Annotated in this window: 20 protein-coding genes; 6 read left to right on the top strand and 14 right to left on the bottom strand. The window is 53.9% G+C overall.

The features are described 5' to 3' along the window. Positions 1-6 precede the first annotated feature (6 nt). The gene (gene pdxA, locus EHT87_RS00345; RefSeq protein WP_124902729.1) at positions 7-1,173 is read right to left on the bottom strand and encodes a 4-hydroxythreonine-4-phosphate dehydrogenase PdxA; all 1,167 of its coding nucleotides are present in this window, start codon (positions 1,171-1,173) and stop codon (positions 7-9) included. A gap of 165 nt (positions 1,174-1,338) precedes the next feature. Between pdxA and EHT87_RS00340 the strand changes: the two genes are divergently transcribed. From EHT87_RS00340 to EHT87_RS00320, 5 genes are all read left to right on the top strand, one after another. After that, on the top strand, positions 1,339-2,280 hold the full coding sequence (locus EHT87_RS00340; RefSeq protein ID WP_124902727.1) for a 2-hydroxyacid dehydrogenase: 942 nt from the start codon (positions 1,339-1,341) through the stop codon (positions 2,278-2,280). Continuing rightward, positions 2,277-3,095 (top strand): serine hydrolase, encoded by an 819-nt coding sequence (locus EHT87_RS00335; RefSeq protein WP_124902725.1) that lies wholly within the window; start codon positions 2,277-2,279, stop codon positions 3,093-3,095. Before EHT87_RS00340 ends, EHT87_RS00335 begins: the two co-directional genes overlap by 4 nt. A 1-nt stretch (position 3,096) precedes the next feature. Further along, complete coding sequence (locus EHT87_RS00330; RefSeq protein WP_124902723.1) at positions 3,097-3,774, top strand: uracil-DNA glycosylase family protein; 678 nt, start codon at positions 3,097-3,099, stop codon at positions 3,772-3,774. A gap of 100 nt (positions 3,775-3,874) precedes the next feature. Further along, the gene (locus EHT87_RS00325; protein ID WP_124902721.1) at positions 3,875-4,411 is read left to right on the top strand and encodes a CD225/dispanin family protein; all 537 of its coding nucleotides are present in this window, start codon (positions 3,875-3,877) and stop codon (positions 4,409-4,411) included. Positions 4,412-4,451: 40 nt separating this feature from the next. Then, entirely contained in the window at positions 4,452-4,775 is a 324-nt protein-coding gene (locus tag EHT87_RS00320; RefSeq protein ID WP_124902719.1) for a DUF2752 domain-containing protein, read from the top strand. A gap of 142 nt (positions 4,776-4,917) precedes the next feature. On the opposite strand, the gene EHT87_RS00315 is transcribed toward EHT87_RS00320, so the two are convergent. The 12 genes from EHT87_RS00315 to EHT87_RS00260 all read right to left on the bottom strand — a co-directional run bounded on the left by EHT87_RS00315 (position 4,918) and on the right by EHT87_RS00260 (position 21,773). After that, positions 4,918-5,247, bottom strand: a complete 330-nt coding sequence (locus tag EHT87_RS00315; RefSeq protein WP_124902717.1) for an acetolactate synthase small subunit — start codon at positions 5,245-5,247, stop codon at positions 4,918-4,920. A 19-nt stretch (positions 5,248-5,266) separates the two neighbouring features. Next, positions 5,267-6,088, bottom strand: a complete 822-nt coding sequence (locus tag EHT87_RS00310) for a class II fructose-bisphosphate aldolase (protein ID WP_229320759.1) — start codon at positions 6,086-6,088, stop codon at positions 5,267-5,269. After that, a complete protein-coding gene (locus EHT87_RS00305) occupies positions 6,082-7,035 on the bottom strand; it encodes a carbohydrate kinase family protein (protein ID WP_124902715.1) in 954 nt (317 codons plus the stop codon). The genes EHT87_RS00310 and EHT87_RS00305 overlap by 7 nt, the downstream gene beginning before the upstream one ends. A gap of 72 nt (positions 7,036-7,107) precedes the next feature. Further along, complete coding sequence (locus tag EHT87_RS00300) at positions 7,108-8,274, bottom strand: SIS domain-containing protein (RefSeq protein WP_124902713.1); 1,167 nt, start codon at positions 8,272-8,274, stop codon at positions 7,108-7,110. A gap of 9 nt (positions 8,275-8,283) precedes the next feature. Beyond that, positions 8,284-9,222 (bottom strand): EamA family transporter, encoded by a 939-nt coding sequence (locus tag EHT87_RS00295; protein WP_124902711.1) that lies wholly within the window; start codon positions 9,220-9,222, stop codon positions 8,284-8,286. 32 nt (positions 9,223-9,254) lie between these two features. After that, positions 9,255-11,225: a S9 family peptidase gene (locus tag EHT87_RS00290; RefSeq protein ID WP_124902709.1), complete on the bottom strand. Its 1,971-nt coding sequence runs from the start codon at positions 11,223-11,225 to the stop codon at positions 9,255-9,257. A 33-nt stretch (positions 11,226-11,258) separates the two neighbouring features. Continuing rightward, the gene (locus EHT87_RS00285; protein WP_124902707.1) at positions 11,259-12,611 is read right to left on the bottom strand and encodes a DUF4832 domain-containing protein; all 1,353 of its coding nucleotides are present in this window, start codon (positions 12,609-12,611) and stop codon (positions 11,259-11,261) included. An 11-nt stretch (positions 12,612-12,622) separates the two neighbouring features. Continuing rightward, positions 12,623-14,539 (bottom strand): glycoside hydrolase domain-containing protein, encoded by a 1,917-nt coding sequence (locus tag EHT87_RS00280; protein WP_124902705.1) that lies wholly within the window; start codon positions 14,537-14,539, stop codon positions 12,623-12,625. Positions 14,540-14,572: 33 nt separating this feature from the next. Then, on the bottom strand, positions 14,573-15,775 hold the full coding sequence (locus EHT87_RS00275) for an NHL repeat-containing protein (protein WP_124902703.1): 1,203 nt from the start codon (positions 15,773-15,775) through the stop codon (positions 14,573-14,575). Continuing rightward, positions 15,772-16,995 carry a hypothetical protein gene (locus tag EHT87_RS00270; protein WP_185716107.1) on the bottom strand — a complete coding sequence of 408 codons (1,224 nt, stop codon included), beginning with the start codon at positions 16,993-16,995 and terminating at the stop codon, positions 15,772-15,774. Before EHT87_RS00270 ends, EHT87_RS00275 begins: the two co-directional genes overlap by 4 nt. Before the next feature lie 47 nt (positions 16,996-17,042). Beyond that, on the bottom strand, positions 17,043-18,518 hold the full coding sequence (locus tag EHT87_RS00265; protein WP_124902701.1) for a RagB/SusD family nutrient uptake outer membrane protein: 1,476 nt from the start codon (positions 18,516-18,518) through the stop codon (positions 17,043-17,045). Positions 18,519-18,557: 39 nt separating this feature from the next. Then, positions 18,558-21,773, bottom strand: coding sequence for a SusC/RagA family TonB-linked outer membrane protein (locus EHT87_RS00260; RefSeq protein ID WP_124902699.1), 3,216 nt, complete (start codon positions 21,771-21,773; stop codon positions 18,558-18,560). Positions 21,774-22,149: 376 nt separating this feature from the next. Here EHT87_RS00260 and agaR point away from each other — a divergent pair, with 376 nt between their 5' ends. Next, positions 22,150-22,929, top strand: a complete 780-nt coding sequence (gene agaR / locus EHT87_RS00255) for a transcriptional repressor AgaR (RefSeq protein ID WP_124902697.1) — start codon at positions 22,150-22,152, stop codon at positions 22,927-22,929. A 14-nt stretch (positions 22,930-22,943) separates the two neighbouring features. Here the strand turns inward: agaR and EHT87_RS00250 are convergent, their stop codons facing one another. Continuing rightward, positions 22,944-25,388 carry a glycoside hydrolase family 20 zincin-like fold domain-containing protein gene (locus EHT87_RS00250; protein WP_229320757.1) on the bottom strand — a complete coding sequence of 815 codons (2,445 nt, stop codon included), beginning with the start codon at positions 25,386-25,388 and terminating at the stop codon, positions 22,944-22,946. Between the last annotated feature and the right edge of the window lie 41 nt (positions 25,389-25,429).

Genomic DNA, 25,429 nt, shown 5'->3' with positions numbered 1-25,429 from the left:
AATTTTTTAAGCAGACTGCTCACTTATTTTCCCACTGATCGTTTTTTTGTTCAAGGCATTCCCCTCAATTTCCGCCATTTCCTTGCGGTATTTCGACACATCGCAGGCGACGTAAATCGCCTGAAGCATCGACGTTTCGTCGGCTATATTTTTCCCGGCAATGTCATAGGCCGTTCCGTGGTCGGGTGAGGTCCGGACAACCGGCATTCCGGCGGTAAAATTGACGCCCTCGTCGAAGGCAATCGTTTTGAAGGGAATCAATCCCTGATCGTGGTACATCGCCAGCACGGCATCATACTTGCGGTAGGCGCGGGTCCCGAAAAAGCCGTCTGACGCAAACGGACCGTAAATCAACTGGCCTTTGTTACGCAATTCCTGAATCAGAGGCTTTAGAATTTCCTGCTCCTCGTTGCCCAGCAAGCCCTCTTCGCCCGCGTGCGGGTTGAGGCCCAGCACCGCAATTCGTGGTTTCTGGATGCCAAAATCGTTGCGCAACGACTGATACATCAGTTGTAATTTCAGCAAAACCCGTTCTTTGGTAATGCTCGACCGGATGCGGCCCAGCGGAATATGCCCCGTCACCACCCCTACCCGCAACACGTCGCTCACCAGAAACATCAGGTTGTCTTTCACCCCGAAGGCTTCGGCAAAATATTCGGTATGGCCCGGAAATTTGAAGGTTTCGGTCTGGATGTTGTTTTTATTGATCGGCGCCGTCACAATGGCGTCCAGATGACCGGCTTTCAGGTCTTCGGTGGCCCGCTGCAAACACGCCAGTGCCGCCTGTCCGGCTTCGGGCGTCACTTTCCCCGGCTGCACATCCTGGTTCTGCCGGTCGGGTCCGCCCGACGGATTTCCGCCCTGGTCGTTCCAGCAGGTGATGACGTTGGTAAACTTCGGATTGGCCTGCCCGACGGTCTGAATCCCGTTCAGGTTCCAGTCTTTCAGCGACAATCCGCTTTGCTGCAGCATATTCCGATACCGGTTCAGCACCCGCATCGAGCCGTAAATAACCGGTGTGCAAACCTTCTGCAACCGGTTGTGCTGCAAGGCTTTAAGGATAACTTCCGGCCCGATTCCATTGTAATCACCGAGGGTAATTCCGATGACTGGCCGACGGGTTTGGGGTTCCGGTTGGCGTTCGTTATTTTTCTCCGATTGGCGCGGTTCCATTTAAGTTAGTAGTTTCGCCCTTGGTTTTAGACGAAGAATGAACGCTGAATCGTGCGTACGACGTGGTCATATGACCGTCGGCTACGGCTCGGTATGCAGCGTTCATTCTTCCGTGTTCGTTCGTCATTTCTTCTATTAACAGTGCAAGTTACAAAAACCATACGGATGTCCCAGATACAACCCATAATCCTGATTGCCGACGAAATGCATCCTTCGCTGTTTCCCATGCTCGAACAGGCGGGGTTTGCCTTCCGGTATGAACCCACGATCACGCGAAGTGCCCTGATCGACCAGATCGCCGAGTATGACGGCTTACTGATTCGCAGCAAAACGGCGGTCGATGCCGACGTGCTGAACCCGGCCCGTCGCCTGCGGTTTATCGGCCGGGCGGGGGCGGGTCTGGACCTGATCGACCTCGACATCACCAGCCAACGCAACATCCAGGTTTTTCACGCGGGCGAAGGCAACCGCGATGCCGTTGCGGAACATACCGTCGGCATGCTGCTCGGTCTGCTGGCCAACATTGCCAAAGGCGACCGCGAAGTGCGCCGGGGCATCTGGGACCGGGAGGGCAACCGGGGCTACGAACTCAGCAGCCTGACCGTCGGCATCGTCGGCTTCGGCAACAATGGCCACGCCACCGCCCGTCGGCTGAGTGGCTTCGGATGCCGGGTCCTGTGTTACGACAAATACCTGACCCGGTATGGTGGCGCTTACGCTCAGGAAGCTGAAATGGAGCAGATTATGGAAGAAGCCGATGTGCTGAGCCTCCATGTTCCGCTAACGGCCGAGACGCGGATGATGATCAACGATGCCTTCATTGCCCGGTTTGAGAAACCGTTTTACCTGATCAATATTGCCCGGGGCGAAGTGGTGTCGCTGTCGGCGCTGGTGCGGGGGCTGGAAAGCGGAAAAATACGCGGGGCTTGTCTGGATGTATTGGAAAATGAAAAACTTTCCCGGCTGACACCCGATCAGCAAGCGGCTTTTGATTATCTTCGGAATTCGGATCACGTGGTGTTAACGCCCCACGTGGCGGGATGGACCCACGAAAGCTACGTCCGTATCAATGAAGTGCTGGTCAGCCAGTTGAAACACGTTCGATGAAACTACTTCTTTTGTTATTAGCGCCTGCCCTGGCAACGGCTCAGCTTCTACCGGAAAAATTAAGCGGTTATCTGCAAAAACTGCCACCCGCGGCCCACGTGAATGTGGCGTTTGAATCGCTGACGGATGCCACCAAATTTGTCCATTTACCCGACGAGCCGGTGCCCGCAGCCAGCGTCATCAAACTCCCGATTTTGATCGAGACGATGGAACGGGTAAAAGCCGGGCAGTTCGATCTCGGCAAAATTCATGTGCTCCAGGAGTCGGAGAAAACGGGTGGTTCGGGCGTGCTGCAAACGTATCCCGACCAGAGCAACGTCACGAATCTTGAAGTTCTGACGCTGATGATGACCCGCAGCGACAATACCGCCACGAACATTCTGATCCGCGAATTGGGTATGGAAAACATCAACCGGCGCATGCAGACGCTGGGCCTGACCCAGAGCCGGTTAAACCGGATGATGATGGACACGCTGGCCGCAAAGCAGGGGCGCGAAAACCGGGTGTCGGCCCACGAAATGAACGTGCTCCTGAAGAAAATCTACCGCAACGAAGTGGCCACTCCCGAACTCTGCGCCCAGATGATCGACATCCTGAAACGCAACTCGGACCAGACGACATTCCGGCTCTTTTTGCCCAAAACGGCCGTCATTGCCCACAAAACCGGCGAACTGGCGTATGTACGGGGCGATGCGGGTATTTTTTATGTTGCAAAACCTTTCCTGCTGTCGGTTTTTGTGCAGGGCACAACCACCCCGGAAGCGGAGAAAATCATTGGCGAAATAGCCCAAATTTGCTACAATCAGTTTCTGTAACATGGACACGTTTGCTGACCGCGCCATTGCGTATTACCTCAGCCTGTCCGAACCGGATCAGTTGCCGCCCGGCGTTGGCGCCATCAACCCGTATCGCCAGCCGGCCGTTCAAACCATTGTAAACCAGTTTTTTAGCACCTATTTCAGTGATCACACGCCCCGGGTTTATGTCCTGGGAATCAATCCCGGTCGCTTTGGCGCGGGCGTAACGGGCATTTCTTTCACCACTCCGCAGAATCTCAAAAAATACTGCGGTATCGACAACGACCTGCCACCCACGCCGGAACTTTCCAGCCGGTTTATTTATCAGATTGTGGAAGCCTTTGGCGGTGCGGCCGCGTTTTATAGCCAGTTTTTCCTGACCTCCCTGTTTCCACTGGCGCTGGTCAGGGAAGGGAAAAACTATAATTTCTACGACGATAAAGCCACCACGGCCGCCCTCTGGCCCAACATTACCGCATCGGTTCGCCAGCAACTTACCTTTGGTTGCAACCGAAAAGTAGCGGTTTGCCTGGGTCGGAAAAACGCAACATTCCTGCAAAAACTCAACCAAGAGCAGCGGTTTTTCGACCGAATTGTTACCCTCGATCATCCGCGGTATATTCTGCAATACCGGAGCCGAGACATTGAATCGTATGTGGACCGGTATGTCACCACATTAGCAGATTGCGTTTCGTAAAAAAAGGCGCGGTTTATACCGCATCAATTAACATCTTTTTCTATCTTTCAATCCGTTACGATTGGTTGTCAATTCCAACCCTCTACTTTTTTCCTTTTACATGAAGCAATACTACTACCTGGAGGGCAACCAACAGCTCGGTCCATTTACGCTGGAAGAATTACGGTCAAAACCCATCCAACCCGATACCAAGGTCTGGACGCAGGGCCTGCCCGACTGGGTAGCGGCAAGCACCGTTCCCGAAATCAACGAATGGCTTTCGGGGGCTCCTCTTCCACCCGTCAATCCGTATCAACCACCCGCCCCCAATCCGCCGGCCTACCAGCCTTTTCAGGAGTCTTATACGCCAAATCAACCGCTGGCGGCAGGCACCCAGGGCCGACCCAAAACCTGGCTGGTCGAATCGATTCTGGCGACTCTTTTCTGCTGTCTGCCCTTTGGCATTGCCGGAATTGTCAATGCCTCCAATGTCGATTCCCGCTATTCCAACGGTGATTTTATCGGTGCTCAACGGGCTTCCGAAGAAGCGGCCAAATGGACGAAAGTGAGTTTTTTTGTCGCCATCGGCCTTTGGGTATTATACATTGCGGCCATCTTCATCGGTATTTTCAGTGGCGTCACCAGTTCCTTTTACTAGCCCATTCGGGCGGGCAGCCATTCTGTTGCTCTTGCTCGGGATGGCTGCACTCTATTTCTGGTTCGATCCAGGCCGGGTTTCTTTTTTTCCGCCCTGCCCTTTCCGGCTTCTGACCGGACTCGACTGTCCGGGCTGCGGTTCACAACGGTGCCTGCACCACCTGATGCACGGCAACATTCGCCAGGCTTACGGCCATAATCCGCTTATGGTTCTGTTATCGCCCTACGTTTTGACCGGGTTCGTGCTGCAATATTCGCCGTTAAGAAAAACCCAGGCGGATTTCCACCGGCGTTTCTACGGCAAAACCGCCAGCCTGCTGGTGTTTGGCATGATCATCGTCTATTGGATTGGCCGGAATTTGTAGTGAGAAAAGGATTCTGCCCGGGTTACTCAGCGCCTGGAATCGGTCGTATCAACACGATCAGCGGATCCGTTATATCCCCTTTCAAACGTAGTGGCCTTGGGAATACTGCTCAAGTGATGGCCCACTGGCTCAGCCCGAACCATTACTCTTCTTCATCATAAGGTCCCTGCCAGGGCCCCGTGGTGGTCGGGCTGTTTAGTATACCGAGATTATGCTCCAGCCACCGATTGGCGGAGGCCGGGTTGAGAAAGCTTTTAAAAATGTCAATTTGTTTTTCCAGCTGTGCCGCTAATTTACGCACCCCTTCTTCGCTGTCGTTCACCACGATCGTGAACCGATGAATGCCCGGCAAACCGGAAGCCGCCACATGGATGTATTCGATGTTGATCCTGCGCCGTGCGATGATGACACCGATCCGGTTGAGCATACCGATTTGATTTTCAGCAAACAGGGTAAGGGTAAAATCGCTCATTCCGATTGTAATGATTTTGTCAATTATTTTGCACAACTACCAGTTTCTCTTTCACCAGTTGGGTCACTCTGCCCGTCGCGACCGGGAAAACTTTACGGAGGTCGATTTCGTCCCCGTTCAGCGTGGTTTTCAGGGTTTTCATGAAAATATTCTTTATTTCGGTAGCCAGATTGACTTTGCAGATTCCGAGGGAGATTGCTTTCCGGAGTTGTGCTTCGGGAACCCCGGATCCACCGTGCAGAACAAGAATGGTGTCGACCGTAGCGTGAATGTCAATCAACAGGTTAAACTGGAGCCGGGGTTCTTCCTTATAAAAACCATGAGCGGTTCCAATCGCCACTGCCAGCGCATCGACACCGGTTTCGTCTACAAACCGCTTGGCCTCTTCTGCCTTCGTAAAGGCATGGTTGTCATGCGATTGACCCAGTTTCGCCACATACCCCAGTTCTGCTTCCACATTGGCGTTGTAGGCTTGCGCCCGTTTAACGACTTCGCGGGTAAGCCGGACATTCTCTTCAAAGGGCAGCTCGCTGCCATCGATCATCACCGAGTCGAACCCGGCATCCAGGCAGGCTTGCGCCAGTTCAACGGTTGATCCATGGTCAAGATGGATCCAACCCTCCACCCCGAAATCCTTCAGCCCCGTACGGGCCAGTTCCACCGCCGTATTCAGACCCATATAGTCGATTGAACTGCCAGTTAACTGGAGAATGACGGGCTGACGGGTTTCCTTCGCAGCGGTCAACACCCCGTGCAGGGTTTCCATGTTGTAGAAATTAGTCGCGAGCAAACCCTTTTTCTCCGACGTCAGTTGCCGCATTTTTTCTTTTAAGGTCACCATGGTTGGAAATCGAGATTAAATAGTTGTTGGGCAGTCTGTTTCACCGATTGAATAGTGGCAAAAGCGGCCGTGCCCCCTGCCGCCGTGGTATTTATGGCACCCATGAGGTTGCCCAGCCGCAGGCATTCCGGCAGGTCATGCCCGTTTAGAAACCGGTTTATAAAACCGGCATTGAAACTGTCTCCGGCGCCAATGGCGTCCACAAAATGGTCGTTGACGTAAGCGTCGGCGTGCAGCACCCCGGTGCTGGAATAGGCAGTTGCGCCGTGGATTCCTTTTTTGACGACGATGGTGTTGGCAAAACCGGAAAGGCTGGCGATGGCTTCCTCCACTTCGCTCTGGCCGGTGAGGCTCAAAAGCTCTTTTTCATTCGGCAGAAAAAAATCGACGTAGGGAAGGCATGCTTCGCCCGGAAAATCCCAGGTATTGGCCGGGTCCCACTGCAGGTCGAGTGACGTGGAGAGCCCAGCAGCCTTGGCGGCCGCAAACAGATCCGTAATATCCTCCTGAAGCGCACGCTGTAAAAAATAGGAAGATACATGAAGATGCCGGAACCGGTGCAGCGCCTGAAGCGGTATGTCGTTGATGGAAAAATGGTTCATCGCACCGCCATACGTCACATTCGCGCGATCCTGATCGTAGTTCAGAATCATCGTCAGGCCGGTCTGATGCACCGGCGACTCGACCACAAAGCGTGTATCCACCTTTTTGGATTGCAGTTCCCGGAGGATGAATTCCCCGAACAGGTCCTTGCCAAGCATTCCGCAGAAGGCAACCCGGCTGCCAAGCGCAGCACTGTTGGCCGCGAAAATGGCCGACGAACTGCCCAGGGTGAGCAGCATTTTATCCGCCAGAATTTCCTGGCCAATCACCGGAAAACCGTTCACCTGATCCAGCAACAGGTCAACGTTCAGCTCGCCAACTACCAAAAGATCTGTTTGTTGCATAGCAGGGGTTAAGACCGTTCTTAAAATGTGAGACGCTTCGGCCAGCGCATATTCTTTCACGCCATCTCATGGCTATTCTACGGGAATCTCGGGGTAGATGGTCACCCCCTGAACCACGCGGTTGATGGCCCCCGATACCGATGGATTATCCGGCATCAGGCCCAGGTACAGCGACTGGAAAAAACCGATCAGCTGACCCACAACGGCAGCCCCGATAAAAGACAACTCGTTGGGTCCGTCATGGTAATGGGCCAGGGTGATGTCCAGCACGGAATTGTCCAGCTTCTGCAGGGGCATGTTCCAGGTCGCCGTGGGAACCCGCTGCCCATCCTGGTCGATGGCGATACTGAGATCACGCTCGTATAAGGCCACGAGGGGGTCGGCCGAAAACAGGTAAACGATCAGCGATTCAGGGTTCACCACCGCCCGCGGACCATGCCGGAAGCCGAGGAATGAATCGTGTTTGCAGATCACCTGACCATCCGACAATTCCTGCACTTTCAGGTGACACTCCCGGGCAATACCGAGCAGCGGACCCGAGCCCAGGAAGATGATGCGCCGGTAGGACTGGCTGGACAAGGCAACGATACTGGGCAAAAGTTCGGTCAGCAGATACCGGGTTTGGTCCACCAGCGTATCCAGGGAAGCTCGCAGGGCCTCAATCGACGGGAGTTTCACCACCAGCAGAACGGCCAGCAACATACCGGTAAAGCTGCCCGTCATGGCCAGCGACTGGTCATTGGCCTGTTCGGGCAACACCAGAAAAAACGCATTCTGGAGCTTCCGGCGGGTCAGCGCGCTGTCTTTATTGCAGGTAATGAGCAGGTGATGGACCTGGTCGCAGTGCTCATCGGCTATTTCAACGGCCGCCAGACTTTCGGGGCTATTTCCCGACCGCGAAAAGGAAATCATCAGCGTCGGGATTTCTTTCTGGAAATGGAGTTTCGGATGGGTGATGAGGTCCGTAGTCGCAATGGCATGCGTCAGTTTTCCCGTACTCACCTGCACCAGGCCCTGGGCGGCTTCTCCGATAAACGCCGATGACCCGGCACCGGCCAGAATAATCCGCAGGTTCGGCAGCTTCAACACCGGTGCCAGGAACCTTCCGATGTCCTCCCTCCGGCCGCTGATCATCTCATAAATTTTCTGCCAGAGAGCGGGCTGGCCCTCAATCTCACTCGCTGTGAACCGGCCTCCTTTTCGCTCTAGTTCCCTGTCGTCAACCTGTAGGTATGGCATACACCAATTTTATTTTGCTTCGTTAAATGTTCTTGTCGTGGCCGGTATTTCTGCACCGCCTTTTTTCTCCATGTTCATTTCGGCATTTCCCATCAGGACGGCCGACACGATGGCCAGCACGATCCCGATCAGCGTGACCGGATGGGGAAAAACGGAATACATACCCAGCGAAATAATCACCGTCAGTACGGGTGAAAGGGCGGTTGTCATCGGGGCAACGAAGATCGCCCGGCCATACCGGAAGGCGTAGACGAGACAGAGCGCCCCGAATGCATTCAGCACCTGCACGGCCGCCGACAGATACGGTCCTTTCAGGCCGTAGTTGATCGGTTGCGAAAAATCCGTCATCCAGAGTGCGAAAGGAATGAGCGCGATGGAACCGAGGGTCATGTAAAAAAAGATGCTTTCGGCCTTCATATGCTCATTGGCAAAACGCATGATAAAGCCCTGCACACCCCAGGCCAGCAAAGGCACCAGTGTTAACAGGATCCAGAGATACCCACGCACGGCCGAATTGCCGGGCGGGATATAGGAAAGTAAAAAAATGGCGACAACGGCGATGCCGATGCCGGTCCAGCCCATCACCCCCGTCGATTCTTTCAGGAACAGGGCGGCCATCAGGATGGTCACCACCGGCGTCAGCGACAGGATCGGAAAAACCAGATAGGCGGGCGCGATCCGGAGCGTGAAAAACAAAACGAGCTGGCCGACCGCGCCGAGTAAGCCCGCCAGGCAACCGAACAGCACGGAGCGTTTATCGGTCTCCAGCTGCCATTTGTTCACGGCCAGGGCAACGACGGCGGCCGGAATCATCATTATGGCCCAGACCACATACCCCAGGGTAGGCGGAAAACCGTTTTTTTCAGGCAGCTCAATCAACGCCCCCCAAACGCCCATGAAGACGACGTGGATAATGACGTAACTGATCCAGGTTTTTGAATTTCTCATCGTGCGCTATACCGGCTGCGGTTTTCTGTTTTTTAGTATTGGCAATAGTTCTTTATCCAGTCAACCAGGCGGGTCAACACATCATACCGGTTCTGCGGTTTCAGATCAGGACGCCAGCCGTGGCCTTCACCGACATACTGCACGAGCCTGCTATCGACACCCCGTTTCCGGAGCGCGACATAGAGTTCTTCAGCCTGCGAAACCGGTACCTCATTGTCTTTTTCACCATGCAGAAAGAGCGTCGGTGTTTTGACATTCTTTACGTGTTTCAGCGGGGAGCACTTCCACAACAGATCAAAATTGTCGTAGATATTGCCCTGAAACTCCGATTCCATCAGGCTGTGATAAAGGGACGTTCCGGCAAAACTGACCAGATTGCTAATACCGCCATCGGCGACGGCCGCTTTGAAACGGTCGGTCTGCGTAATAATCCAGTTGGTCATATACCCGCCGTAACTTTGACCGGTAACGGCCAGTCGGTCCGCATCGATCCAGTTATTTTGGGCAATCGCTGCGTCAACGCCAGCCATCAGGTCTTTGTAATCGCCCCCACCCCAGTCCCTCACGGAGCCGGACGAAAACCGCTGGCCATACCCGCTGCTCCCCCGGGGATTGATACACAAAACCGCAAATCCTTGACTGGCAAGCACCTGCTGCCGCTCCTCGAAACCGTAGCCGAACATGTTGTGCGGCCCCCCGTGAATCACGAGCACCAGCGGGTACCGAACTCCGTCCGTAAAACCGTACGGTTTGATGAGCCAGCCCTGGATTTTTGTATCGTCAAAACTGGTAAACCAGAAACTCGTAGCGGGTTGCAGACTAATATCCGCCAGAGCTTGCTCATTGAGATTAGTCAGCTGGCGTGACAGCCCCGTCTGCCGGTCGTGCATAAAGAGTTCCGGCGGATGGACGGTATCCGTTCGGCTGTACACGATCTGTCGCCCACTGGGGTCTACCCGGTATTCGAGCACCTGGCACTCGTCGCCCACGATCTTCGTCCGGTGGCTCCCATCGGGCGATACCCGGTAAACGGCCGTGGTTCCTTCGTTTCCCGCAGTGAAATAAAGCCCTGCCTCCAGCGGATCCCAGCTGATCTGCTCGATCCGCCGGTCAAAATCCCGGGTGAGACACACCGGCCGGTTGGTGGCCGTCGCCAACACATACAGGTGGGTGTCTTCGGCAGGGCTGTCATTGGTAGACAGCACCGACGTGGTTCCCAGAAAGGCAATCTGTGTTCCATCGGGCGACCAGGCCGGCTGATACACCGTTCCAAACTCCTGGGTATGTCGGGTAATCGACCGGTTGGTCAGCTCCACACTCCACAGGTCGTGCAACTGGTTGTTGTCGGCATCGGCCGACCGGTTGCTGACAAAGGCAATTCGGGTGCTGTCCGGACTCCAGCTCAAAGAATGATCGTTGTAAGGCCCCTGGGTCAGCAAAACCAGCTGCTGTCCGCCCCGCACATCGACGATCCAGAGATGCGAATATTCATTGTCCGTCAGATCGGGCCGCCCCCGGCCTCCTTTGGTCTTGTACAGGATCCGGTCTACAATTTTCACCGGTTTATCTCCGGATTCAGTGATGGCCGACGATGCGCTGCTAAAAGCGATCAAGGAGCCGTCGGGCGACCAGGCAAAATTCTTGAGGGCCAGGTGTCCGAGGAAATACTGCGATTCATAAACCGGTGCCACCGGGCGGTGTTCATTCGTAGGCAGGGAATAAATCCAGATCCATTCGTTGCCTTCCTGTTCGGCGAGGTAAGCGATTTCGTTGGTGACCGGCGACCATTGCGGTGACGACCCACTCCAGGCTTTTCGTTCCCTATTGGTGTCGGCTTCCACCACCCGGACGGTATCCTGGTACGTATTTTCAGGCAACAATACCTGCGTGGTCACGTAGACCACGTACCGGTTATCCGCCGACAGAGCGGCCACCGAGGGCACAACCAGGTTTTGTAAATCCTTTATTTCCAGCGGTCGTTTTCGTTTATCTTCACCCGTCATAATTCCTCTCCCTTTTCCCGGAATTTACCTGAATTACTCGGTAACTGCGATGTCACCCACTTTGTACCAGCCTTCCTGCGTTTTTCCGGTCATCGCGAGCTGGATGGCCGGTTTACCCGTGGACGGTGCCAGTAAACCGATCTGCAATTCGTAGTTTCCGGGGGCGATTGCGTCCGGCAGCGGTAACGTCGTCTGGTAATCACTCCGGCCCGGAAGCCATTTTTTTACGTCCGCGTCGGTGCGCACCCGGTATTTTATACGGCGGTCCGTTTTAGACACCAGTTGGACGGCCAACTCATACGGGTTGTAAATCGGTGCCACGCCCCGGTTTTGCCAGGTCATCTCACAGGCGACCGGGGTGCCTTTACCGACCGAAGCGGTGTACTTAAGTTCCTCCAGTACAAATCGATAGCCCAGTTTCTTTTCAAACGCCTGCACCCTGGGATACCACGCTTCAGGGATCGCCTGGTTGCCATTGTTCACTTCCGTCGCGTGCCACTCGAGTGCTTTGGCGAGAATGTAGTCAATGTCCCAGCCGCGTTTGTACCAGTCCTCCATGGTCCAGCAGGTTTCCAGGGCCACCGGTCCGTTCCGCCAGCTTTCCGATGCGTTTGCAGCCTGCAACGCTGGTGGATACACGCCTTTCATGTGGTTCCAGCCCAGCGAATCCATATCGCCCCAGCAATCCGCCCGCCAGCCGGTTCCTTTCGACACGGCATACCCAAAACCGTATTTCTGTTTGAACGCAATGAGGGCGGCCAGCGGGGTTTTGGTGAAACTCCCGAGATAGGCATCGATGATGACGCGGGCATTTTCATCGGTGGGAAAGACAATCTTTTTGGGGTCCGGGGCCTCCGGATCAATATGCCATTCGCCCCACTGGCCGATGGTGCCGATGTCGACAAAACAGACACCCGGATGACCATCATACCGCTGGCCCAGCGCCTTGATGAGGTTTATTTGCTTCTCGATAAAAACCGGGTTGTCATAAAACGGCGACTTGATGCCCGCTTTGAGCGCCCACGCCGGGATCTTCATGTCAACGTCCTGGCACATCACCCGGAAATTCACCTGCTGCCCGTTTCGGGTCGCCCGCGCAATCGTACTGTCGATGAGGTCAAACCGGATCTTCCCTTCTTCCGGCTCCAGCACATCCCAGAAAAACCGCTGCTGGCTGACTCCACAGGGCGTGTGTCTCCGGTTCGTCAGGTTTTCATTGTATACCTCGCTGGTGGACGTAAAACCCCGGCCCGGATTGAGCAAAAAAACATCCGTCTCCACCGGCCTCACCACCGACATTGTCCCGGTCGACGCGCATCGGCTAAGAAGAACGGTGAGCCCGATGATGGACAGGCCCGTCAAACCAATTTTCCAGCTAGTAAACATGGACGTTTGTCTTAGTTAGTTTTATTTTTTGAGGACTGATTGATCAACTCGCCCAGTTCAAGCCGTTTGCGGTCCCACACTTCCGGCTCGTAGCTCCAGACGTCCAGGTGACCTACGGATTGATTCCCGAAAGGACGGTTGATCACGGCATTCACCAGTGCGGCTACCCGCTGCTCATTTTGGTCCAAAACCGTCAGCAACCGCATGTATTCGTATTCCTGCACCCCGTTGCGCATGGTTTTGAGCCGGATGGATGGAGCGGCCACATTGACGTTCGGGATGATGCCGGGGCTGTAGATCAGCAGGGCGTTTCCGTTCATTTTTTTGTAGTCGTACCCATCCGCATTTCCGTTGTCATGTCCGCCGTCGTTGGCACTTTTCCAGGTTTCGGTATCATACCAGGCGGCTTTCCACCCGGCACCAATCCCCCAGCTGATCCACGAATGGGCCTTGTATTTCCAGACACTCCAGCTGATGGCGCGGTCGTTCACCAGGGGTAAATCCGTAAACGTGGAACTGCCCACCCAACTGTTTACCTTGCTTTCGTAAATCATGGGACCATACAGCCACTGGTTGATGCCCTGCTTCGTGTAGGCCGCCAGCCGTTGTTCATCAAAATCAATGGTATGCACCGCCCAGGCGCTGATGGACTTGTCGATTACCTTCATGGCGGTATCGTTATAGCTGCCATCGACCCGAAACCGCGCTTCGGGATACTCTTTTTTAAACAGGCCGCCATAGTACTTCATACGGTCCCAGGCTTCGGGAAAATACGATTCGTCCAGTCCGTTGAGGTACACCGTCAGCTGGGTGGTTTTCGGGTTGATCAGGGGTTTCAGGTGCGAACGGACCTGACGGATCACGTTCGTATATTCCGCCTTATTCGCCGGGCTCCGTTCGACAGCCGGTTTGCCCACATCGGGCCAGCCCCGGGTTTCGTGTTTGCCGTAGACATCAAACGGCAGCAGAAACGTCTCTACCGGCGTGCCGTAACCCGGGCCAAACTCATACCCATACGCTTTGGTAAAAGCCGCCCCGGTCAGGTATTTTTTCAGGCGACGGTCAAATGCCGTCCAGTCGATGGTGTTGCCGCCCGCTTTTTTGGTCAGAACGGGTTTATACGTCGGGTCCATGATGCAAACCCGGTTTCGTTTCATGAGCTGGTAAATCGCCAGTTCATCCTTTTCGGTCATGCTGCTCACAAACTCTTCGTGCTGAAGGCTGGCCTTGAGCAGGTTTTCGTTGGGAATGGCAAAATCCCAAACCTCAAGTTGAACCGGGATTGATTTGGTAACGCCATCAATGATGACCGAAATGGTGCTGGTATAGAGTCCGGCGGGGGCATCCTTTCTGTCAAACGGAATGTACTGATCCACCCAGATGAACTGCGACCGCTGATTTTCGATCCGGTTATTGAAATCGGGCAGTTGCAGGGGATAGGTCCAGATTCCTTTGGGGGGCACCGTACCCTGCTGGATAGCACTGAACGGAATCAGTGCATCCGGATACCAGCCCTTGCCCAACGTAGCCTGCGGATAACCGGTCGTTGGCGTTTTCACCTGCACCGACCACGCCAGGAAGAGCTCCGGTGCGTTGGCAACCTGCGTGCCGCCCGAACGGAACGGCGGCATAGACACCTGAATACCCTTCAGGGTTTCAGCCGAATGATTGGTAAGAACGAGCTGGAACGAAATGTACTCGCCCCGGGCGGCTTTTAACGAGACCCGGTTGCCGTTGTAAATCCAGTTGGACGCTAATAGTTTATCTGCATTCCTGCTTTCCCCATACGGCGAATCGTAAACGTGGTGCGTTACGGGATCCAGACGAACGGACGAAGGAATAACCGAGATGGACCAGTCTGAAAGACTGGCCAATCCCGGAAAACACAGGGTTAGGGTTAGGAATAGAACTGAAATTATCTTTTTCATAGGTATACAGGCCATCCGGGGATTTTTTACTGGCTAGTTTCCGTTTTCGACCGGAAAAACCAGCAACTGGCTTAGCGCTTCGTCTTCTCCCATCACGATGTATTTCCCATCCTCGGAGGCCGCAATGGCTGACAACTGGAAACCGCGCCATTCAATCCCCTGCTCGATACCGGGCGCCTTCAGGATAAACTGCGGATTGCCCAAATCGGTAAAGCCTTCGCCCGACGGGTTGTAACTGAACAGGTGTACGTACCCCGGTGAAGCCCCCGACAAGCCGTAGATCTTGCCATCGGCTCCCACACACAGGCCGCGCAGCCGGTTCATCTGGGCCGGTTTTCCCAGGTTTTTGACTTTTCGGGTGGCCGGATCGAGCTGGAACAACTGGCCATCGCCCGCGTTGCCCCCATACAGAAGCCCATCCGCCGTTTTAGTCCAGGACTCCGTGCGACCCAGGGTTCTCCGGCCCCACACGGCGGGCAGTTCGGACAAGGTGGTAAAACGTTCATCGGCGGGATTAAAGACCACGAGCCGGTTGATGGGCTGGCTGGTGTAGACCAATCCCTGCTGATCGGTTACCATCGCACCACTCAGGTAGTCCTCGGGTTTCTGGTGGAATTCATCCACCAATACATGGCGCTCTGCCGGGGTGACCGCACTGTTTTTGTACACCTTGAAAGCCTTCGAGCCGATGTTGTAGCTGAAGAAAAAACCGGAGGGGTAGCTGATCCCGTAAATCATTTTACGGCTGTCGTTTCCGGTCAGCGCGAACACCCCTTCGCCGGGAACCGGTGTGCCTAGGTCCGTGACCCGGATGCTGGCGTCGGCCCCCACCACGACCCGCAGCAGGTGTCCGCTTCCGGTGGTTGCCGCCATCGTGCCTGCATACAGGGCCTGGTCGGCCGTCCTGAAAAAACCGGTTCGGATGCTGGTTTGTCCCGGCACGTCGGCGTTGAGGTCTTTCAGGGTCAGCATTTCCCGTTTAGAGAGCGATGCCACGAACAGAAAAGGGGCCCGGTTTCCCATCGCCGTGGTGCCGCCGATAATGTAATCGTTTTGTACCGTTAACGACGTGATCGCATTGCGGTACATTGGCATCCGCAGCAGCGCGGTATTGGAAAGCGAAGTCTCAATTCCGAACCCTTCCAGCGGTTTGAAATAGCTGTACTGGGCAAAAACAGGTCCCGCCAACCCCACCAACCCAAGCGCCAGTACCATTTTCAGTGATCGGATTTTCATCGGCTTACTTTTTTACCGGGGTTAAATTTGATCAGAAACGGTTCCGAATGGTCCAGGGAATCGAGTTCCCGTCGCCCGGCGAAATACAGATTACCAAACTGGTCTTTCGTATCGGAGCCCGTGGCTTCACTAAGCTGGTCGACGGGGTATTCGTAGAGGATCGTGTGTTTTTTGGTTTTTGGATCAAACTCCATCATCACTGTCCGGTTTTCGATCAGGAAATTTCCGTGACCGCCGACGAAGTAGTAGAGTTTGCCATTGTCGCCGATGTTGAGGTTGGGGACATAAGGCCCCCAGGGTTTTATGTTGCTGCGGCTGTCGGCCACCCCGCCCAGGTCCTCGACCCTGCCGATGCCCTCTTTTTGCGGATAAAACGCAAGGATCTTGGCTCCGTAGGTAATGGCATAGATCACGTTGTTTTTTTGATCTTTGGCGTAGGCCGTAATGCCGGTTACAATCTTCTCGCCCGGGGTGCCTTCGAAAGCGGGGAGGCTTTCCCGGGCAAAAAGCAGCGTATCCTGCGCCGTCTGGTATTTCACCAGCCGCTGCCGCCAGTCGACGTAATAACAGTTGCCCCACCAGTCGGTGAACAGGACCCGGGGCACGTGGGAACTGCCCAGCCGCCCCAGGTCCTTCAGGCTATTTTTGGCCGGATCATAGACCAGGAAATGCACCTGCGGGTACGAGATCCCGAACAGTTTGCCGGATACCGGATCGATGTCCATGTCTTTCACGCTCTCGTACGGCAGGCCCAGCCCCAGGTTGACAAAGCCGTCGGTTCCGGGATGCCATTTCATAAACAGACCGCCGGAGTACCCAGCCGGATGTTCCATGAAATACTCTTCCCGCGACTCACCGCCGTCCGTCGAGAAGTACATGTACCCGTCCTTCCCTTCGGTGATTTTTGAATGAATTTTGGCCTGCCACTGAAAGGGTCGCAAATGGCCGCGATCCGCCAGCGACCCATGATTGGTCATCTTGCCGGTTGTCACGTCATAGGCATACAACATCACTTTGTCAACGTGATTGGTCACGCCGACCACCACCTTGCCGGCTTGTTTGCTATACCCGATATCGTCCCAGGTCGAATGGGCGTCGGGAAAACCGGTATACTTGATAAAGGCAATGTTGTCTTTATTGTTTTTTTGCTGCGCGCTCGCCGGGAGAACACCGACCTGGCATAAACCGGCCAGCACCACCAATCGTATGAATACTTTCACCCGTATCTTTTTTGGAAGGAAAAAACAAACCGCCATTTTGTTCCCCATCAGTACCCTTCATTCTGCACAATCGCCGGAGAACTGGTTGTCACGACCAGCGCCGGAATCGGGTACAGGAGCTGGTAGGGCTTGATCGGCGTCGAAATTCCGACGGTACTTTTACCACCGCCCGATACTTTTGAATTCATGACGTCGAGTGCCCGGCCGGTTCGCAGAAGATCGAACCAGCGATGGCCCTCAAACGGCGACTCCAGCCGTTCTTCGTTGTATACCGCTGCCTTGAAGGTTTCATACGTCAGGCCACTCAGATTACCGAGTTTTGCGCGATTCCGGACCAGGTTAATGGCCGCATACGCATCAGCAACCGGGCCTTTGTTTACTTCATTGAGCGCTTCGGCATACATCAGCAGGATGTCGGCATACCGGATCACGTACCAGTCGGCTCCCGAATCGGCATAACCACCCCCGCTTTCACGCTCCACATACCCGCGCACATACTTGGCGGCCACAAAAGTACCGCCATTGGTATAGCCGTCGGCGATGTTGTTCCGTCGCACATCCCCTGTCGAATAGGCAGCAGCGATATCTTCGGTCGGCTGGTTAAACCCGTAAGCGCCACCGGATGAGATTGTGATCCCTTCCGAACCGGTTGGCGCAAAGTGATTGGGGAGGTTCGAACCGAGGTAGTTGGCTGCGCTTTTGTATTGGGCCTGCCAGATCGCTTCGGAGTTCCCCTGCTGCCCGGCTTTGTACAGGTCGGCATACACCGGCAGCAAACTGTAGGTGCCCGACGTAACGACTTTCTTGAATTCGGCAGCGGCCTCGGTGTATTTTTTCTGCGTCAGGTAGACCTGTCCGAGCAGACTCCGGGCTACCCCAACGGTGGCCCTTCCCACGCTGGATTCATCGTAGGAAACCGGTAGCAGTCCTTCTGCTTTAACCAGATCTTTTTCAATCTGGGCATACACTTCACTAACGGCGGTACGACCCACACTGTAACTGGCGTCGATATCCGAAACCGGCTCGGTCACCAGCGGAACACCGCCGTATAACCGGACAAGGTTGAAATAAGCCAGTGCCCGCAGCGTAAGGGCTTCGCCGGTATACTGTTTTTTCAGTTTGTCAGCGACGGCAGCCCCCTCAATTTTGGCCAGGATGCTGTTGGCTCTGGCGATCAGGGTATAACTGTTCTGCCAGAATGCGGTGAGGTGCTCATTATCGGTTGTCTCCCGAAATTCATCGAGATTCCGTTTCGCATCGTTCCCGTCTCCGCCGGCTGTAAGCTCGGTGGTATTATCGGAACGAAGGTCGACCAGCAGGGCATAATACCCATTGCCCTGATACACCTGGGCAAAAGCGGAGTAGGCCCCTACCAGCGCCTGGTTAAAATCCGATTCGGTTTTAAAAAAGTCCGTTTCGCCAATCTGGGAAATGGGTTTGGATTCCAGGAAATCTTCACAGGACGTTCCCGTACAGGCCAATACGGCCAGGGCAACCATCGTCAGTATATTCTTAGAAGTCATAGCAGTCAATTTTACAGGTTGATCTGGATTTTTGTTGGATCAGAAACCGAGGTTGAGGCCAAATACGACGGTTCTTGCCATCGGATACGTACCATAATCGATGCCGGGTGTGAGCGCCGAAGAGATCCAGGGATCGCCTTCGGTGGTATTGACCTCCGGATTATATCCGGTGTACTTGGTAAAGGTATGCAGGTTCTGAATGTTCACATACGCCCGGGCACTCCTGAAAACCGTCCCATTGAGGATCTTGCCAAGTCGGTAGCCAAGGGTGATGTTTTTGATGCGCAGGAAGGAAGCATCCTCGACCAGCCACGATGAGATCGTTCGGTTATTGGCCGAGCTGCCCGGGCCGAACGTCTTGCCATCACCCGGTTGATCCGGTGAACGCCAGTAGTTGGTAAAATCAGCCCCGTTGTTTCGGTAGTTACTGCGTTTGATCAGATTAATGACCTCGACATCCTGAACACCTTGCAGCGAAACGCCGAGGTCAAAGTTTCCGTAGGTGAAGCTATTCGTAATCCCATAGGTGAATTTGGGGAGATTATTGCCGATAATGGTCTTGTCGAGATCGTTGATCAAGCCGTCGCCGTTCAGGTCCCTGAATTTCGCATCACCCGCGTAGGTATTCGGTAAATGGGCCGAACCGGTCACTTCGTCCTGCGTTTTATAGACTCCATCGAAAATATAGCCATAATAACTTCCCAGCGGGCTGCCAATCTGGGTGATATGCGTCAGGGAGTTCTCCTGGGCGCGGTTGGCAACAATAATCGGTGTGCCCCCTACCCCGAGTGATTCAACGCGGTTGGTGTTAAAGGAAATGTTGGCGTTGGTGGTCCAGGTAAACTTCGACGTTTTGACATTTTTGGTCTCCAGGGCCAGTTCCACACCTTTATTGCGCAAACTTCCCAGATTTCGCAGTGCGGTTTCATAGCCGGTCGACAGCGGCACCGGCACATTCAGGAGCAGGTCCGAGGTCAGCTTGTTATAGTAGTCGGCCGTCAGGAAAATCCGGTTGCCAAAAAGGCCCAGATCGAATCCCAGATCCACTTCTTTGGCCTTCTCCCAGCCCAGATTGGCATTCCCCAAAGAACCCTGTGCCAACCCACTGCCAATGGCACCGTCGCCGGAACCGAGAATATAATTGCTGCCGTAAATCAATCCAACGGCGGCATAGTCGGGGATCTGGTTGTTGCCGATCAGGCCATAACTGGCCCGCAACTTCAACTCACTGACGGTATTGACATTGGCCATAAATTTTTCCTGACTAATTCGCCAGCCGACCGAAGCCGAAGGGAAATTACCCCATTTGTTCTGCGAACCGAAACGCGACGAACCATCGCGACGGAACGTAGCCGTCAAAAAATACTTCTGGTCAAAATTATACGTCGCCCGACTCAACAACGAAAGCAGCGTCCACTGGGAACGGAGCGAGCTGCCACCCGTCACGATACCGGCATTGAGCGTAGGCACCAGGTCGTTCGGGAAGGCATTGGCATTGACAGCCGTCGAGTTGAAGGTCGACTTCTGTTCGGTCACCCCGGCGAGGACATTGACATTGTGTCGTTCCGCAAACGTATTGTCGTAGGTCAGGGTGTTCTCATTAATCCAGCTAACATTGGTGGCCGAGTAGGAACGGCCGTAGGAAGGATTTACACTGATGAAAGAAGGGGAGAATTTATTGTTGTTGAACGTATTGACATCCGCATTGAAACTGGTTTTGAACTGAAGATTTTTCAGGATATCAACGGTTGTAAACAGACTTCCGACGGTGCTGAACTGGTTCATGGTGTTCTTGATGCCTTCTCCAAAAGCCAGCGCGTTGTTGTAAATGATAGTCTGGCTGGTCCCATCATCATAATGCAGCGTGTAGGTAGTTGAATAGGTGCCATCGGCATTCCGGGCGGGATAAAGACCTGGGGTCGACATCACCGTGGTGGCAACAGCGCCGTAGTCGGATATGCCGCCGGTGGTTGCAATCCGGTTATTGGTGTAGGAAGGTGCAATCCGGAAGCCGACTCGGACCCGGTCCGATACTTTTCCGTCCACATTCAACCGAAACGCATATTTTTTAAAGCCGGAATTGATCACAATGCCTTCCTGACTCTGGTAGTTACCAGACAGGTAATACCGGGCATTCTCCGTGCCACCGGAGGCCGACAACTGATAATTTTGCATCGGTGCCTGCCGATAAAGCTGGTCCTGCCAGTCGGTAAACGGCAGGGAAGCTGCCTTCTTGAATTCTTCGGGAATCTTGAAAGCCGGGCCGCTTCGTACGGAATTGGGGTCAGTAGCCTTCCCGCCCGCGCGCACCCAATCCGTATTTCTCATGTCGATCTGCCGCTGCGCATATTCCTGGTTGCTCATGATTTTCACCTTCTTCGCAATTTCCTGGAAACCGTAACTGACGTTGAGACTGATCTGCGACTTCCCGGCCGCCCCTTGCTTGGTGGTGATGAGCACCACGCCATTGGATCCGCGCGACCCATAAATGGAGGTAGCCGAGGCATCTTTGAGCACATCAATCGACTGAATATCACCGGGGTTGATACTGGCCAGCGGGTTCACCGGCGACTGATCCCCGATATCGCCCCCCTGGGCTGACGCATTGCTGACGGAGTTATCGAGCGGCACGCCATCGACCACATACAAGGGCTGGTTGCCCGCCGTAATGGAACCGGTGCCCCTGATCTTGATGGAAATTCCACCACCCGGCGCAGCGGAAGTCTGCTGTACCTGCACGCCCGCCATCTGACCGGCCAGCGCTTCACTGAAGGATACCACCGCCCGGTCCTGCAATTGCCGGGCATTGACCGAGGTCACCGAACCGGTCACATCCCGCTTCGACTGGGTTCCGTATCCGACAATAACGACTTCGTTCAGCGTTTTATCGTCCCGATCGAGCTGTGGTGAAATTTGTGTACGGTTTCCTACCGGCTCTTCCACATCACCGTACCCCACATACGTAAAGAGAAGGCTGCCATTCCCCGGCACCTGGATTTTATAAAAACCACTCGCATCCGAAACCACCCCATTTGTGCCACCCTTCACCCGGATGGATACGCCAACCAGCGGCTCACCAATCGTTTTATCCGTGACCTGGCCACTAACCGTTACCAGATTCGCCCGATTAGCGGTCTGGGCCTGTCCAGTTAGGCAAATGGAAAGCAGAAACAATACGTTTAAAAGTATCCTTACCGGTATTCCATACCCGTTGAGGAAACAAGTATAACCTTCGGTAAACATTTCTTTTCTCATAAGGTATAGAAGGTAAGTTGGCTAATGGTGGTTGAATCGAAAGGTATCGAAACAAATATACAGTATTACTTTCAAAAAAGAATTTTTTCGTAAGAAAAAACAAAACACTCAATTAAAAAGAAAGGTAATAGCGGTTTTCTGGAATTATTCTGAAATTCAGATGAAATTAACGGAAGTAGTTCAACTCCTTGTTTGTTAAGCAGTAGGTCATGTCTTTTGAAAGACAGAGGTGGATGGGCAGATCTAAATAAAGAAAGCGGATGGACTGGCAAACCTTTTCAAAACATTGTCTTAACGCAAATTTGTTTATTTTTGAGACCGCTTTCCAAAGCAACACGTCGGTATCTCTATTAAAATTAACCTCACCAATTCCCGCATGAAACCCAAAAAAAGTACGTCGACGGTTGAACGGCGCACCCAGATCATTGATAAACTGAATGCGGAAGGTCAGCTTACGGTAGCCTTGCTGAGTATGCAATTAAATGTTAGTGAAGTCACGATCCGCAACGACCTGAACTGGCTGGAGAAAAAGAATATGCTGATCCGGGCCCGGGGGGGTGCCATCAAGGCCGAGCGTGTAGGCGCCGAGGTTTCAATTACGGAAAAAAACAAGCTTCATTACCAGGAGAAACTGCGGATCGGCAAAGCCGCAGCGGCCCTGATCGAAGATGGCGATACCATTATTCTGGATTCGGGTACAACGACCCTGGAGATTAATAACCACCTTTCTAATACCATATCGCTGACCGTTATTACCAACGCCCTCAACATTGCCAACCGGCTGGCCGAACACGAGCATGTCAATGTGATTGTGCCGGGTGGTTTCCTCCGTAAAAACTCCTTGTCACTGGTGGGGGCAACGGCCGAAGAAAGCTTCCGGAATTATTTCTGCGACAAACTGTTTCTGGCAGTCGACGGGTTCAGCAGCACGCACGGGCTTTCGACTCCCAATGTGGAGGAAGCCCACCTCAACCGCATCATGATTGCGAATGCCCGGCAGGTAATCGTTGTGACCGACTCCAGTAAATTCCTGAAACGGAGCTTTGCCTTCATTGCCCCCATTTCGGCGGTCCACATCGTTATTACCGATTCGGGCATTCCGGATTACGATAAAAAAAGACTGGAAACCGCTGGTATCAAGGTCATTATCGTTTAACCGCTAACGGCGCGCTATTTATACCGCTGCCAGTCAAGGGGTTTGTTCACCAGGGGCAACTGGTGCCGTTGCGCAAATTCATTCCGTACTTTCATCACATCGTTCCACCATTGCTCCAGTGGATAATGCAATTCCCGGTAAATCAGGTAGCTGAGATCGGTGGTGCGCACCGGCTGGTGGTCCTTGATATCGTCTACCTGTTGCAGAAACGTCCGCCCATTGGCTTTTTCAACCACCGGATGCCATTCTTTTGACCAGATTTCCGTGACCAGTGCCAGCGTACTGTCGCGCTGTTTTTTTAGCTGACGAACCATGTCCATAGCCGCATCCAGTTGCCGAACAGCCTGCGCCGGATTAGCCGCTGCCGCCGACGACGCTTCTTTCAGGCGATCCGTGACCTGATTCAACGATACCAGCATCCGCAGATTCTGCCCGCAGATGGCCGCCACCGATTCCAGCACTTCCAGGTTATAAAGCTGCGTTACCGCCCGCGATTTGTTGTCCCGGATCAGTTGTAGCGCGTATGTATTGCGCGGAAGAAAGGCCCGTGCGGTTGCAATACGTTCTGCGTTCACCGGATAAGCCCTGGTGTCGATAGCGAGCGTACCCGAATGAGGCACCGGCAGGAGCGGCAATGTCTGGTCTTTTTCAGGTTGAACAAAGAGACTATCCGAGTTGCCCTTGATCGGCGATCGCCAGGGCGATTCGATCCAGTCCCAACTAGCGGTGTGGAACTCCGCCTGCACACTCAGGACGCGGTAAACACTGTCCATATCCTTTTGCGAAGGCCCGTAAAAAGAGGTCATAAACCGGGCCGAAACATCAGCAGCCGACAGGCTTTTGTTGTTCCATCCGGCCGCCGTGCCCGTAGCATATCCCAGCCAGAAGGTTTCAGGATGCAGTCCCGCATCGGCCCAGCCCGCAATCACCACGCCCATAAACGACGACAGATTGTCGGCAAAGGCGGTACTAATTTCCTTGGTCATATCCGCAACCCGGCCCGACGACCGATCGCTTCCATCGGCCATAATAGTGGTTTTTGTATGCAGCGGATAATAATTCGGGAATATAGGCTCGGCACCCTGCGTGGCCGTATAAACAAATTGCCGGATTCCGTGATCTTTATAAGCCGCTGCGACAGCCTTGTTATAAACGCCATTGACCAGATGCGATGGCAGTGCGGTGATATCCTCTTTTCTCAATGGAAATTCACCCCAGAACAGCACCGTGCGGCCTTGTTCATGCAGCCGATCGGCCAGTTTTTTAATGAACCAGGCCAGTAACCGCCCATTCCCGCCCAGACTATCCGCCATTGGTTTCTCGGACGGTGCCTTGCCGGTATAATAGGCCTCATCATTCGAAAGCAAGATGTACTTACTGCCCTTGCTGTTGTTAATGAGTTCGCTGAACATGGCATCGAGCAGGGCAAATGTGCCGGGGTTGGTCACCGAAAACTGGTAGTTGATGTCATTAATCAGCCGCAGCTTCCGGTATTCCGGATGTTTCAGGATAAAGGACACATGGGCCGGAGCATCGAGAAAGGGCACCAGGTCGACATAGTGTGCCTTTGCAAAATCCGTCAGCTCCTGGTACTCCTGGGGCGACAAGGCGTAGGGTTCAACAATGGCGGGGGCCGACTTGTAGTTGAAGTGGCCTTCCAGTTTTAAGGCAAAAGCATTGATTTTATAGGTGGAGGCCTGGCGGATGATTCGCTTCAGTGCGCTCATTTTTTCCAAATGATGGGCATCGTCCCAGTAAATCATCCGGGTTTCCACCGTGGGCCAGTCCGTAATTTCGCCTTCCGGAAGTTGCCTTTTAGCAGCCTGCTCCCGAAATAATTGTAAAAAGGTCTGGATGCCGTAGTACAAACCCTGTGAAGCATTGGCGGTAATGGTAATCTGTTGAGGCTTTAAACTCAGCCGGTATGCCTGGCGGGCCAGCGCGGCCCGGTTGGTATCGACGCTGGGTCCAATGGCAACAGACCCTTCCTGAATCACCAGTCGAATGGTCGGAGAACCGCCAGTTGCATGGGAATCTGCCTGGCGGTTTTTACCCGGTTTTTCGGCCGGTCGTTTAGTTTGAACCACCTTGAGGGCAAGACCGGCTTCTTTCAATCCCTGTTGCAGGCTTGTCATACCTTTTTCCGTGACCGACGAGCGGTTGGCAACAATTGTCCAGTTTTTACCGATCGTAAACAGGTGGTCTGTCAGTTTCAGTTGTTGCGGAATCGGCAGCAATCCCGAACCGGCTTTCCGGTTTTTAGCGGCTGCCAGCGATGGGGCCGTATCCTGTGCAGGGGTCCGGGACGGAATGAGCATACTGCAACAAACCAGAAAAAAGATCCGGCCTGCTAACAAGGCTCTTTGCAATACCAGGCCGCGAAGACCTGCCCCTCCAATGGCGGCTTGGCAATTCTGGCTGATTATCAGATTGTTCCGAAAAAGTATTGTGGTATTCAAGGCGGATAGGTTAGAAGGTTAGTCCTTTCTTTTAGCTTTTC

It is taken from the genome of Larkinella knui (assembly GCF_003858645.1).
In the GTDB taxonomy this organism is placed as follows: domain Bacteria; phylum Bacteroidota; class Bacteroidia; order Cytophagales; family Spirosomataceae; genus Larkinella; species Larkinella knui.
This window is presented reverse-complemented; position numbering and strand designations above follow the sequence as displayed.